Genomic DNA, 13221 nt, shown 5'->3' on the forward strand with positions numbered 1-13221 from the left:
GCACTTCTGTATCCTGATATTAAAATGATGCCAGGAGTTATGATAATTGATTTGACGAGTTTTATAGCCGATCAACGTTTCTTTTAGACTATAAGCTCTAATAATCGATTAAAATTGTTTTAAACCTTAATAATGAGAATGTTACACGTTATATCTTATTCTAAGAGGTACCTTGTGGTAGTATTAGTTAACTAATTATACTATCATGTTCAATTCATATTACAGCATCGTTATTGGTACATTTTTTAGTTCTATTTCTTTTGCCCAAGTCGGTATAGGAACTTCAACACCGACCTCTGATCTAGAAATAGTTTCTAAAACGACACTTGGACCTGGAGAGTTTAATGGAATTATTATTCCTAAAGTAGCCGTTCTTCCTACACCAACAACTGACCAAAAAGGACTCATTTTATATTTGGAAAGCGGCACTGACTCGGAAGGTTTTTATTTTTTTAATGGTTCATCTTTTCAAAATCTTTCAGATAACGCAATAAACACACCTGCCTTTTATAAAATTGGAACTTTTGTACCCGCTACTAATACGACTGAAAATGTGCAGAGAGAAGGCAATATAAATATAGGGGGAAGCTTAAGTACCGGTAAATTAAATATTGAAATTGAATCTACAGACCCCGTAGCAACAAGAACGGCATTACGTATAGATAATTCCAATGTAAGTACCAGTCTTACTGCAACTTATGCTATATATTCTGAAAATACCAGTAGTACAACAGGAAATAAATACGGTATAAAGAATGATGTTTCTAGTGACGGTATTGGTGATCATATTGGAATTGAAAATAAAGTGTATGACAGCGGATCTGCAACAACTTCATTAACTGGAATCAATAATGATGTTGGCACAACAAATGGAACGAGCAGTATTAACTATGGTTTACGCTCTGAAATAGGTAGTGCTAATTCACGTGGTACTAATTATGCCATCTACGCCTATGCTCAACACGGCACAACTACTACAGACCCGTCATACTCGGGCTATTTTAGAGGAGATCGTTTTGCAATAAGAAATGAAGAGGACAGTGACGGCTATGAAATGCCAACTTTATCTGGTACAGCAGGACAAGTCCTCACTATTGACGGAACTGGCGTAGCAAACTGGGAGGATTTAGAGGCAAATAAATCCATTGTAAGAGGCCATTTAGGAACTCTTTGGCAATCATCTACAGGATCTTCAAATCCGGGTGATTATTTAAAAATTCCGTTTGATCATGATCCAATTGATACTAAAAATGAATTTGATACTACTACTAATAGATTTACCGCAGCTCAAACTGGTTACTACATGGTAAGTATTCAGGTTAGTTCTAATGACTTTGATGGAGATTCAACACATGGATTGGCTATTTACAAAGGGGTAAGCCTTGTTTCTTTAGACCTAAAACAACATACCAATTTTGGATCAACCTCACAAGATCGAATCAATAGGTCGTTGACTGATATTATACATCTCAATGCAGGAGAGTTTCTAGAATTTAGATTCAATGATAATTTCGCCACATTTGATGGGAGTAGTGAAAAAAATTATTTTACTATTTATCAACTATGAAATCCTTATAACAAAAGAGGTCAAGACCGTCTTAAAAAATAGTCTTTTGACGTATTGATAAAAAAGAGAAGTCTCGTAGTTGGGAATAATGCAGCTTTAAACTTCATTATAACACTTTTTAACATCATAACTTTTATCTTTGAAAAAATTTTGTTTCATGAAATATGTTCGGCTAGTTGCTCTTATTTTGGTAGTTCAATCCTGTAACACCAAAGTTTCTATAGAAAAAGACGGTAAAACTAGCATCGGTGAAGATCTTACGGCACAATTGGAAGACCGAGAACTCTCTCAAGAATTTAAAGATTATTGGTATAGCGGTACTGCGGAAATCTCTAGCTATGAATTAAGTCAAGCCAGATATGGAGAAATGAGAGAGGGATCAGCCGTTATGATATTTGTTACAGAACCTTTTGATAAAAATAACCAGATCAAAGCAGATCAAAATCAACCAAGCAACAGACCTGTACTCAAACTAAATGCTACTAGAAATTTTAATACAGGGATCTACCCGTACCGTATTATGAGCAGTACTTTTTTACCACTTGATAAAAAAGATAATGCTGTTAAAATTGCTACTTCTATTCAAGAATGGTGCGGACATACTTACATGCAACTCAATCAAGGTGGAGCGCATTATGATGTAATACTTCACTCCTATTTTCAAAGTGAAGGCAATAAGAAGTTTAAAGTAGCTAACGTGTTCACCGAAAATCAGCTAGCCATTCAATTGAGGTTAAACCCAAAAGAAATGCCTGTAGGTGAACTGCAAATGATACCGAGCACTGAATACTTGAGATTAAAGCATATACCAACAAAACCTTATGATGTGGTTGCTAAATTAAGCGAGATCACAGACGGGTATTTATACAGTGTCCAATTTATTGAACTTGGAAGAACCATAGCCTTTAAAACAGAAAAAGAATTTCCTTTCCGAATTTTATCTTGGATGGATCGTTATAAAGATGGCGCTACTCCAATGGTTTCTACTGGAACACTTAAAAAAACCATAACAACTCCTTATTGGAGACAGAATTCAAATAAAGATGCTGTCATGAGAGATAGCCTAGGATTATGAGCGATTTCTTTTTAAAATCAGAAGTAATACTTACCCTGTCATTACTGCTTTGTACCTTTATTATTCACCGTTTTATTATCTGGAGCGCTTTAAAGTTTTCCAAAAAAGTTTCTAGATCAGAATTGCGTAAGCAATATTTAAACCGGTATACAGGTTATGTTTTGTGGAGCATTTGCGCCATAAGCATTATACTTGTTTGGGGCTATGCAACCGAAGGATTTTGGGTCGCATTAGGATCTACATTTGCTGTTGTAGGTGTGGCTTTATTTGCTAACTGGAGCATACTAAGTAATATTACCGCTAGCTTTATACTCTACTTTACATTTCCCTTTAAAATAGGCGATCGCATCCGTATCCACGATAAAGACCTACCCGTAACCGCTATTATTAGTGATATAAAAGGTTTTTACACCTTACTTATTACAGATGAAGGCGAAATCATTACTTATCCTAATAATATGTTACTTCAAAAAGGAGTTTCTATACTACACGAGAAAAAAGAATCTATATTTGACACTCCTGAGGAAGATGTAGATCGAACCATATAGTTAAAAGATAAAAAGAAATACTCGATGGACTTAAGTGACCAACTTAAAAACCTTTTCCCAGAACACGACTTTAAAGAAGAAGAGCAACCAGAAAAAAGTAATCTGTGGCTACAAGATCAACCTTTGGAATGTAAATTTGAAAAGCGCAAAGGAAAAATTAATACAGTGATTGATGGATACACAGGAGCTAGTAAAGACTTTAAAATTCTTGCTAAAGAATTAAAAACCCAGCTGGGTGTTGGTGGAAGTTTTAAAAATGACCAAGTCATTATTCAAGGTGATTACCGCGATCGGATTATGGAAATGCTTAAAGAAAAGGGATTTAAAGTAAAACGAGTTGGTGGGTAATCTAAAATCTGTGTAGTCCTAAATAAACGATACAGATTATTAAAGATTAAATTTATTATTTAAATCTCATTGAAGCTAGCTTCAATGAGATTTTTTGATTTGTACTGTTTCATTTTAAGTTTATTCTGTTCGTGCATCCGCTGTGGTGTTAGTATAGTTTGATAAATGTGGTCTTATATTATTGTAAATACCAACAGCTCTTCACCAGTCTCTTTCTTTATTTCTAAAGATTTGACTTTTTTTTTGCTACATCAAACTCTTCTTGTTTGAGTATTCCGTTCACTCGTTCTGCAACTGGTTTTTCGTACTTGACTGTACTTTCAGTCATACTAGGTTTAATAGCATGCTGTTTTAAGTAGGTTCTGGTATTTCATTAGAGCAATATTGTAACTTCTCATCAGAATGATGAATAAGTGGTTGATCTTTATACTTTCTATTATTCAAGGCCATTTCAAGAGCTTGTAGTGTTCCATTAACAGAAAGACTTGCTGAGACATTATATCCTACATGATTCTTTTGAATAAGCATCAAGTTATTAATGCTAGATAGGATGGGTTTTCTCTAGTCCCTAAATAAGTGATATCACTAACCCATACTTGTTCTGGTTTATTAATCACCATGTTACAAACAACGTTTTTATGCTTTCTAAAGCGATGATGTGAGTCTGTGGTTATAAGGATAGATCTCTTAGGTTTTATAAGCATATGATTTCCACTGAGTATTCTAAATAATTTATCTCTTCCTACATTTATAGCAGAGAGTTTATCTTTCAACATATGATATAGCTTTCTTAGTGCCTAGTTTAGGCATTATACATGTATAGCCCTGACTAGCTCAATAACTTGTTGTGAGATATGTTGTTTTTGAGTTCTAGACGTAATGGCTCGATAATATACCTGTCTGGGTTCAGCCTAAGTAAGTTACAGGTGGAAACTATTGTTTCTTCTTGATCTTCTTTGAAGCGTTCAATAACTCATGTGTAATTCTTCTGATAGCGATGTCATATTCTTCTCTGCCATATCAACTAGCATATCAAAGATGATTACCTTCTATCAGCTCTTTCTGCAAGATGTTCAGCTCGAGCCTTTTGTTTTCCAAAAGTTTGACTTTTGCCTCTAGTTCTATGATTCTTTGTTCTGGTGTTTTGCCATGGTCACAACGGATAGGTTCTCCCAATCAAAGGTATCTATATCTTTCTTGAGCCATGTGGTAATCGCTGACCTGGCTTGAATGCCATACTTAAGGTGAGTAGACAACCTTGCCCAATTGACCAGACTCACCTCTTCGACTATTTGAAGCTTAAAAGAAAGCGAGTAGTCTTTTTGGGTTCTTTTTGCATAACCCTTCTTTACTGACTTGTTCATTACACTAAATTTTAGTGTATCGCTATTTTAGGACGGGACAATCTATAAAATAAAAAAAACGCTATACGTTCATATGAACGTGTAGCGTTTTAAATTTCCTTAAGAGATATTACTCGTCTCCTACGATGTGTTCTATAGCTGCTGCGAGTTTAAAATCTTTTTCTGTTAACCCATTGACATCATGAGTAGAAAGAGTGATCTCTAGAGTTGCATATGTGTTATGCCAATCAGGGTGATGCTCCATTTTTTCTGCCTCCAAAGCAATGCGGGTCATCACAGAAAAGCAATCCATAAAGTTATCAAACTCAAATGTGGTGTGAATCGCATCATCATAATAATCCCATCCATCGACATTTTCTAAATGCTTTTCTATTTGTGCCTCTGTTAATTTTTCCATCTTTTTTATTTTTTTCAAAGGTATTTTTTATTTTTCTTTTAACCTCGCCTAATTCATCTTAAATTTTACCTGTAGATTGATCCGCTTTTCCTTCGACTTTGATAAATGAACCATCAGATAGTTTTCTAACGTATTCTGTGATTTATATTTTGTCTCGTCCATTTTTCCTTCTAGTTCTTTGTACTCATAGTATCTGTATTGATTAGATTTATCTAAATACCATTAGGATATTCAAAAATCGTATTATTAATACCTTAATCTCACTTAAAGGAATCGCAATAAAAAAGATACTCTTATATTTATACTATGAAAAAACTTACCCTATGCATTGTTGTATTTGTTGCTGCTTTTGGCCTTGCACAAACCGATTCCTCACAACAAAAAGCCATCCAAGATGCGGTTCATTTAAGAGAAGTCCCAAGATATAACTTGATTATAGACCTAGGAATAACTCAACCTACAGCAAATTATGGCGATGTCGCTCGATCTGGACTTCAAATAGGTGCAGAGTTTTCCTATTACACCAATAAGCATTTGGGACTAGGTATTTCCATAAGGCACCAATCCAACGAATTTGGTTTTCTTGACTTTCAAAATGACGATCGTACCAGTGTAACCTCTAACAACTGGACCAATACCTCTATAGCTATAGGTCCTACCTACTCGTTTACAAAAGGAAGATTCCAATTTGATGCCTTTGCAAAAACTGGAGTTGCTTTTTTAAATACTCCTGAGAATACTGTTTCTGAAATAGGAATTGGTAACACACAAGTATTTTCAAATGATACAGCAAACGAGTCGGCATCAAGTGCTTATCTAGAAGGTGGGTTGCGTTTTAACTACTACTTCCGAAGATCAGTCCAAGTGTTTTTCTCCCCTCAATACCATACTACTTTAGGGAAACCTATTGCTTATTCCTATAGAGACGACACTTCCAACGCTCCTATACCACCTAATCTTTTTAAAAAAATTAATGCTTCTAACCTGATCTTCAGTATAGGGATAAAAATTGCCATAGGTAAAGAATACAGCAATGCTGAGATGCGTATTGATGACTAATTGAAATCGAGTAGCTCTTCATAAGTCTTTAAAAATATAAAATATATGGTTGAGCTATAGTTCAACCCATTTTACGCATTAAAATTTCAATGAAAAAAGCTGCCTCTATGAATACCAACTGTAAAAAAATGATTCCTTAAACTTACAAGCCTTTGTTTTTAATATTCCTTTTGGTTTTATTTTTACCTTCAAATTTAACAAGTCTTTATTCTTTATTTTTTGTTTAAGGGTTACCTTTATAACTTAAACAAAAAGATTTGAAATTATATTCATTTTCCGCACAACAAAAGCTACCTATCCCTATAGAAGAAGCTTGGAAGTTCTTGACAGATGCTAACAACCTCCGACTTCTCACTCCTCCAGAATTAAAAATGGAAGTGCAATATGGTACCGAAAAAGGTATGTATCCAGGTCAGCTTATAGAATATACAGTCACACCACTTCCTTTTTATAAAACCAATTGGGTAACTCACATTACTCAAGTTCAAGAGAAGCAGTTCTTTGTGGATGAGCAAATGTATGGCCCTTACGCCACTTGGCATCACAAACACTTTATCTACGAGATCGATGGAGGCACATTAATGGAAGATTTGATTCATTATAGATTGCCTTTTGGAGCGATAGGTAAATTAGGTGCTCCATTGGTAAGAAAAAAGTTGGAAGAACTATTCCGCTTTCGCGAAAGCGCGCTCATCAAACACTTCGGTGCTTTTGAAGAAAACCATAACAACGTTCAAGAATCAGAAATAAAACAAAAAAACACTTTTTAAAATGCCAAAAAATATACTACTTATAGGCGGAAGCCACGGAATAGGAAATGCAATTGTTCAACACATGTACGAAGGAAATAATGTGTTTGTAGCTTCCCGAGAGAATGAGAACTTACCAGAAGGTGTAACTCATATCCCATTTGATGCATTATCTGACGAATTAGACACTTCTCTTTTACCAGACTCATTAGACGGTTTTGTTTACTGTCCTGGGAGTATTAATTTAAAACCTTTCAAAATGCTGAAACAGTCTCATTTTGAAGAAGATATGGAAATTAATTTCTTTTCATTAATTAAAGCGACAAGAGCTGTTTTGCCATTACTTACTAAAGATGGAACCAGTAGTATTGTTTACTTTTCCACCGTTGCAGTGGCAACAGGATTGCCGTTCCATACCAGTGTTGCCGCTGCAAAAGGCGCCATAGAAGGGTATGCCAGAGCGCTTGCAGCCGAGTATGCTCCAACGGTTAGAGTAAATGTGATTGCACCTTCATTAGTGGACACACCGCTCGCTGGAAGGTTGTTGAACAACGATGTGAAAAAAGAGAAAATGGGCGAAATGCACCCGTTGAAACGTGTAGGTACTCCAGAAGATATTGCTAGTCTAGCCGTGTTTTTACTAAACCAAAATGAAGGTTGGATCACCGGTCAAGTAATAGGGGTCAATGGAGGAAAAGGTTCTCTTAGTATAGGATAAGTACTATGAGTGAAAAGGTAAATGTATTTTGGTTCCGAAGGGATTTAAGATTAGATGACAATGTAGGATTTTATGAAGCGCTAAAAAGCGACCTCAGCGTGCTACCTGTTTTTATCTTTGATCGCGATATTTTAGATAAACTCCCAGAAGATGATGCTCGGGTCACGTTTATTCATGAAGAATTGCAACGCATGCGTTCAGAACTTCAAGACAAACACAAGAGTTCTATAGCCATGTATTACGGAACACCCATGCAGGTGTGGAAAGAGATCATAAAATCTTATGACATAGCTAGTGTTTATACCAATCACGACTATGAACCTTATGCCAGAGAACGAGATTTACTGGTAAATGAGCTTCTAGCAGCACATCAAATAGACTTCAAAACTTTCAAAGACCAAGTAGTTTATGAAAAAGATGATGTTGTAAAAAATGATGGTGATCCTTATGTAGTGTACACACCTTATAAGAATAAATGGCTGGAGCATTTTAGAAAGGACTTTGGCTCTGGAGAGGGACAGAAGTTTTATCATACCGACGGCTACCTTAAAAATATTATTAAAAATACCCATCTACCTAATGTTTCTCTAAGCGATATGGGATTTTCAAAATCAAAAATCAAAATCCCAGCATATACCGTCACCCCAGCTTTGATTGAAGATTATGAAAAGACAAGAAACTTTCCAGCCATAGAAAAAGGAACATCGAGATTGGGTACATACTTAAGATTTGGTGTGGTTAGCGTTCGTAAAATGATACGCAAAGCCGATCATGCCGATAATAAAACCTTTTTAAGTGAGCTTATTTGGAGAGAGTTCTTTATGCAGATTTTATATCATTTTCCTCATACCAAAGACGCAGCTTTTAAATCCAAGTACGATCGCATCGAGTGGCGTAATAATGAAAATGAATTTGAAAAATGGAAAACCGGTACTACCGGCTATGCGCTTGTAGATGCTGGAATGCGAGAGCTCAACACTACGGGTCACATGCACAATCGCGTACGCATGATGGTGGCAAGTTTTCTTATCAAGCATTTATTAATCGACTGGCGTTGGGGAGAGGCTTATTTTGCTGAAAAACTCAACGATTATGAACTGTCTAGTAATGTAGGGAATTGGCAATGGGCCGCTGGAAGTGGTGTTGATGCAGCTCCTTATTTTAGAATTTTTAATCCGATAACTCAAAAAGACAAGTTTGACAAGGAACGTAAATACATCAAAGAATTTGTTCCTGAGTTTGGAACTCCAAGCTACCCAGATATGATGGTAGACCATAAGCAAGCCCGAGAACGATGTTTAAGAACCTATAAAGAAGCAGTTTCTTAGAAAAGGGTGAAGTCATGAGGAATTAGGAATGTGGTAGATACAAGGAAAAAAGTACTCAAAAACCGATTTCAAATTTATCATCCAATCAGCGTTCTAAACCAGCGCTTATACTGTGAATGTTCAAAACCTTATAGGTTAGTCTTTGTCGCGACAATAGGTTTCGGGTCATAAGTAAAGGTTGTTTTCTAAATGAAAATTACCCTTTTAAAATAATTGGTGGGATTCTGAATTAATTCAGAATACTGTTTAGCACCCTTTTTACCAGTACAAATTGTACTTAATAGAATCCGCAACTTGAAACAAGAAGTAAATATCGTATGGTTGAAACGAGATCTAAGGTTATTGGATCATGAGCCGTTGATGCTTGCTTTAAACTCAGAAGTTCCTGTCCTTCTACTTTATATTTTTGAACCCATGTTGTTAAATGACACTCATTACAGTGAACGTCATTTTGATTTTATCAAACAATCGCTCGTTAATATGAACGAGAAATTGGCTGCGGTAGGAACGCAATTATTGGTCATAGAAAGCGATGCATTACTTGCTTTTAAGACCTTAGCTTCTAGCTTGGATATTAAGAATGTGTTTTCTTACCAAGAAACAGGCTTGCTGCTTACCTTTAAAAGAGATATAAAACTTAAAGAATACTTTAAAAATCAGAAGATCCATTGGAGCGAATCTGTTGCAAATGGAGTCATACGCGGATTAAAAAATAGAAACAATTGGAAAGAGCATTGGATTGCCTTTATCAATAAAGACTTTGACCACCCTAATTTTGACAATAGCTCGTTGTTTGGTATTTCTAAAATTAAACAACTCTCCTCCAGCTTCAAATCGGTTGATTTAAGTACAAATAAGGATACCCCTTTCCAAAAAGGTGGCACTACAACTGCTCTTAAATACTTTGAAGGATTTTTAGAGGAACGCATCAACGGCTACAATACTCATTATTCCAAACCACTAACCAGTCGAAATTACAGCAGTAGGCTGTCACCCTACCTCGCTTGGGGAAACTTAAGTGTTAGAATGGTGGCGCAAAAAGCCGCAAGTTTTAAAAGCCAAATTAAAAACAAACGCAATCTAAATAGCTTTTTATCGCGATTGAGATGGCAAGCACATTTCATAGAAAAATTTGAAATGGAATACCAGATGGAATACCGCAATGTACATGCAGCTTTTAGGTCCTTACACCAGCCCATCAACCTTGAGTTTCAACAAGCTTGGAAAGAAGGAAGGACTGGTTATCCTATGGTGGATGCTGGTATGAGGTGTCTGATAGCTACTGGTTTTGTGAATTTTAGAATCAGAGCGATGTTAGTGAGTTTTTTTACGCATCATCTATGGCAACCTTGGCAGGAGGCTAGTGAACATATGGCGCGACAATTCTTAGACTTTGAACCGGGAATTCATTACCCACAACTACAAATGCAAGCTGGTGTTACCGGTATCAATACGGTACGAATTTATTCCCCTGTAAAAAATAGCCTCGATCACGATCCAGAGGCTGTATTTCTTAAAAAATGGCTGCCAGAACTGGCACAATTACCTGTTCCCTATATTCATGAACCCTGGAAAATACCGGCTATGGAAGCTGTTTTTTATAACTTTGAGTTAGGCAAAGATTATCCGCTACCCATCGTAGATACTACGCTTGCGCGAAAACACGCTCAAGACATTTTATATGGAATAAAAAAAGACGCTAGATCAAAGTCAGAGTCTCGTAGAATTGTCAATACGCATACCAATCCCGGAAGAGAAATTTGGCCTGGTGGAGGTGAAATAAGAAGTTAGAACTGGCATCGAGTTACAAAGCCAATAATGATAAGTCTTTTTTGTATATTCCTTTTCTGAATTAAAAATATAAAACAAATAATACCTGAATATGAAAGAACACATAAGTGTATTTACTGGAACTTCTATTCAAGTAAATAGAATAGCATCTTTACTAGAAGAGCATCATATATCTTTTCTTATTAAGAATCCTATTGAATCAGGAAGACTGGCAGGTTTTGGTACTTCTGGAGAAAGTGTTGAAGTTTTTGTTTTAAATTCAGATTTAAAAATGTCGAAGAGGTTACTTGGAGCTTTTGAAGTAAACAGTAATTTATAAATAGCCGAAGAAGCTGTAATAGAAATTTACAATCAGTTCATATATTCTTAGATCGTATTTTAAATAAAAATATTTGATACATAGGAATCAACTACTTAACGCATCTAAGAAATGAAAAAACATAGTTGTTAAAGGAGAATGAAAAATAAAATAATACCAACTAATTGTTGAACTCCTTAAAAAATAATAAAATCCAACACCCGAACTACACCACCTGCCCAACTTGTAAAGGACAAGGTAAGAAAAGTCAGCGCCTGAGAAAGAAGGTGAGATTGAGTTATCAGCGAGCCTTAGAGCAATTTGAAAAGTCAAATGATCAAGGAACTGCTCCCATAAAACCAAAAGGTCATTTAATTACCTGCTCCGCATGCAATGGCTCTGGATTGGTTGCGGCTTCTTCTCCAACCCTTCCTGATGTAGAAAACTACCCGCATGTGGCTATAATAGGTGCAGGAATCGGTGGTGTAGCACTGGCTGTAGCTTGTATGCACCGGGGAATTCCTTTTACATTGTACGAGCGCGACAAAAGCTTTGATGCTCGTTCGCAAGGTTATGGTTTGACATTGCAACAAGCGAGTAAAGCCATGGAGGGCTTTGGTATATTTTCTTTAACAGAAGGAATAGTATCTACAAAACATATGGTTCATACTACAGATGGAACGGTCATCGGTGAGTGGGGAATTAGAAAATGGCTGGAATCAGAGGAGAACAATTTTACTAAACGCACCAATATTCATATCGCAAGACAATCCTTACGCCTAGCACTACTCCATCAACTAGGTGGTCATAAAAAGGTGCAATGGGGCCATCAGTTGATCGATTTTAAAGAAGGTAAGCATCAATCAGTGGAGTTGAGTTTTGACGTAGATGGAGTAAGGAACAATAGGAAAGCAGACCTTGTAGTCGGTGCCGACGGAATTCGCAGTTCGGTACGTAATTTGTTAATTGATGAAAAACTTTATCCACTGCGATACTTAGATTGTATTGTTATTTTGGGGATTTGCCCTTTGGAGCAACTAAATAATTTAGATCATGAACTATTAGACTCCGCTACTGTATTTCAAACTGCTAACGGTCACGAACGTATTTATATGATGCCTTACAACGCAGACTCCATCATGTGGCAACTTAGTTTTCCAATGACAGAGGAAGATGCTAAAGCCCTAAGTGAAAAAGGCCCTGCAGCTCTTAAGGAAGAGGCATGCTTTAGAACCCAATGGCACCATCCTATTCCACAAATTATGGAAGCTACCTCTGCAGCTCAAGTTTCTGGTTATCCAGTTTATGATCGAGCATTACTGGATCCTTTAGACCTAGAAAAAGCAAAACAAGTAACACTCGTTGGTGATGCTGCGCATCCCATGAGCCCATTTAAAGGTCAAGGGGCTAATCAAGCTTTGCTAGATGCACTGGCACTAGCTCGCGGAATAGCATTAGGCTGTAGACCCCAAAATAATTGGAGAAAAAAGGGTCTAAGAGAAAGCGTATTAACCAATTTTGAATCAGAAATGTTAGAGCGAACTGCTTCTAAAGTAAAGGATTCTGCTGCGGCAGCTAAATTCTTACATTCTGAAGTGGTACTTTATAAAGGGGATCAACCCAGAGGACGTATTCTAAAAAATACAGAGACACTGCAAAATTAAATGTAATTGTTGTTTGGTTTATTAATTAGATACGCATCCCTTTTGTATTTGTAATTACGAATATAAATTCTAAAAATAGTCAAAATCGCTCATTCAGAAAGTGATCAAACACCCCAGGCATTTGGTTTGACACCGCCTTTCAAATATAATAGTACGCAACCACTGTACATAGGTAAAGAATTACCAAACTGAACTACTCTAAAAAATAAAATCAACCAACACCTAGAAATGGTTATCGTGCTGCCAGGCTATGCGTTGATGTCATTTAACTAATCCGATATGGAACGGATTTTATTAGGCCTTGTTTTGTGAGAC

At 36.3% G+C, this 13221-nt stretch carries 14 protein-coding genes; 11 read left to right on the forward strand and 3 right to left on the reverse strand.

The annotated features are described in order from the left end of the window. Positions 1-205: 205 nt before the first annotated feature. From KG732_RS06400 to KG732_RS06415, 4 genes are all read left to right on the forward strand, one after another. Entirely contained in the window at positions 206-1567 is a 1362-nt protein-coding gene (locus KG732_RS06400) for a hypothetical protein (RefSeq protein WP_213521621.1), read from the forward strand. Between the two features lie 157 nt (positions 1568-1724). Further along, positions 1725-2642 (forward strand): septum formation inhibitor Maf, encoded by a 918-nt coding sequence (locus KG732_RS06405; RefSeq protein ID WP_213521622.1) that lies wholly within the window; start codon positions 1725-1727, stop codon positions 2640-2642. Further along, a complete protein-coding gene (locus KG732_RS06410; protein ID WP_213521623.1) occupies positions 2639-3190 on the forward strand; it encodes a mechanosensitive ion channel family protein in 552 nt (183 codons plus the stop codon). The genes KG732_RS06405 and KG732_RS06410 overlap by 4 nt, the downstream gene beginning before the upstream one ends. 24 nt (positions 3191-3214) lie before the next feature. Further along, on the forward strand, positions 3215-3538 hold the full coding sequence (locus KG732_RS06415) for a translation initiation factor (RefSeq protein WP_213521624.1): 324 nt from the start codon (positions 3215-3217) through the stop codon (positions 3536-3538). A gap of 351 nt (positions 3539-3889) precedes the next feature. Here the strand turns inward: KG732_RS06415 and KG732_RS06420 are convergent, their stop codons facing one another. From KG732_RS06420 to KG732_RS06430, 3 genes are all read right to left on the reverse strand, one after another. Beyond that, positions 3890-4069, reverse strand: coding sequence for a hypothetical protein (locus KG732_RS06420; protein WP_213521625.1), 180 nt, complete (start codon positions 4067-4069; stop codon positions 3890-3892). A 590-nt stretch (positions 4070-4659) separates the two neighbouring features. Then, a complete protein-coding gene (locus KG732_RS06425) occupies positions 4660-4902 on the reverse strand; it encodes a hypothetical protein (protein WP_213521626.1) in 243 nt (80 codons plus the stop codon). A gap of 109 nt (positions 4903-5011) precedes the next feature. Then, complete coding sequence (locus KG732_RS06430) at positions 5012-5299, reverse strand: 4a-hydroxytetrahydrobiopterin dehydratase (protein WP_213521627.1); 288 nt, start codon at positions 5297-5299, stop codon at positions 5012-5014. A gap of 306 nt (positions 5300-5605) precedes the next feature. Between KG732_RS06430 and KG732_RS06435 the strand changes: the two genes are divergently transcribed. The 7 genes from KG732_RS06435 to KG732_RS06465 all read left to right on the forward strand — a co-directional run bounded on the left by KG732_RS06435 (position 5606) and on the right by KG732_RS06465 (position 12906). Then, a complete protein-coding gene (locus KG732_RS06435) occupies positions 5606-6358 on the forward strand; it encodes an autotransporter outer membrane beta-barrel domain-containing protein (protein ID WP_213521628.1) in 753 nt (250 codons plus the stop codon). Between the two features lie 257 nt (positions 6359-6615). Continuing rightward, positions 6616-7128, forward strand: a complete 513-nt coding sequence (locus KG732_RS06440; protein WP_213521629.1) for an SRPBCC family protein — start codon at positions 6616-6618, stop codon at positions 7126-7128. Position 7129: 1 nt separating this feature from the next. Further along, positions 7130-7825 (forward strand): SDR family NAD(P)-dependent oxidoreductase, encoded by a 696-nt coding sequence (locus KG732_RS06445; protein ID WP_213521630.1) that lies wholly within the window; start codon positions 7130-7132, stop codon positions 7823-7825. A 5-nt stretch (positions 7826-7830) separates the two neighbouring features. Beyond that, positions 7831-9153 carry a deoxyribodipyrimidine photo-lyase gene (locus tag KG732_RS06450; RefSeq protein WP_213521631.1) on the forward strand — a complete coding sequence of 441 codons (1323 nt, stop codon included), beginning with the start codon at positions 7831-7833 and terminating at the stop codon, positions 9151-9153. Between the two features lie 294 nt (positions 9154-9447). After that, the gene (locus tag KG732_RS06455; protein WP_292889366.1) at positions 9448-10944 is read left to right on the forward strand and encodes a cryptochrome/deoxyribodipyrimidine photo-lyase family protein; all 1497 of its coding nucleotides are present in this window, start codon (positions 9448-9450) and stop codon (positions 10942-10944) included. Positions 10945-11035: 91 nt separating this feature from the next. After that, positions 11036-11263: a DUF2007 domain-containing protein gene (locus KG732_RS06460; protein ID WP_213521632.1), complete on the forward strand. Its 228-nt coding sequence runs from the start codon at positions 11036-11038 to the stop codon at positions 11261-11263. A gap of 167 nt (positions 11264-11430) precedes the next feature. Continuing rightward, complete coding sequence (locus KG732_RS06465) at positions 11431-12906, forward strand: NAD(P)/FAD-dependent oxidoreductase (protein WP_213521633.1); 1476 nt, start codon at positions 11431-11433, stop codon at positions 12904-12906. Positions 12907-13221: the final 315 nt, after the last annotated feature.

The organism is Nonlabens sp., from assembly GCF_018401815.1.
In the GTDB taxonomy this organism is placed as follows: domain Bacteria; phylum Bacteroidota; class Bacteroidia; order Flavobacteriales; family Flavobacteriaceae; genus Nonlabens.

Coding starts and splice junctions, on each gene's coding strand:
- KG732_RS06400 (WP_213521621.1), top strand. CDS start 206: ATGTTCAATTCATATTACAGCATCGTTATTGGTACATTTTTTAGTTCT.
- KG732_RS06405 (WP_213521622.1), top strand. CDS start 1,725: ATGAAATATGTTCGGCTAGTTGCTCTTATTTTGGTAGTTCAATCCTGT.
- KG732_RS06410 (WP_213521623.1), top strand. CDS start 2,639: ATGAGCGATTTCTTTTTAAAATCAGAAGTAATACTTACCCTGTCATTA.
- KG732_RS06415 (WP_213521624.1), top strand. CDS start 3,215: ATGGACTTAAGTGACCAACTTAAAAACCTTTTCCCAGAACACGACTTT.
- KG732_RS06425 (WP_213521626.1), bottom strand. CDS start 4,902: ATGAACAAGTCAGTAAAGAAGGGTTATGCAAAAAGAACCCAAAAAGAC.
- KG732_RS06430 (WP_213521627.1), bottom strand. CDS start 5,299: ATGGAAAAATTAACAGAGGCACAAATAGAAAAGCATTTAGAAAATGTC.
- KG732_RS06435 (WP_213521628.1), top strand. CDS start 5,606: ATGAAAAAACTTACCCTATGCATTGTTGTATTTGTTGCTGCTTTTGGC.
- KG732_RS06445 (WP_213521630.1), top strand. CDS start 7,130: ATGCCAAAAAATATACTACTTATAGGCGGAAGCCACGGAATAGGAAAT.
- KG732_RS06450 (WP_213521631.1), top strand. CDS start 7,831: ATGAGTGAAAAGGTAAATGTATTTTGGTTCCGAAGGGATTTAAGATTA.
- KG732_RS06460 (WP_213521632.1), top strand. CDS start 11,036: ATGAAAGAACACATAAGTGTATTTACTGGAACTTCTATTCAAGTAAAT.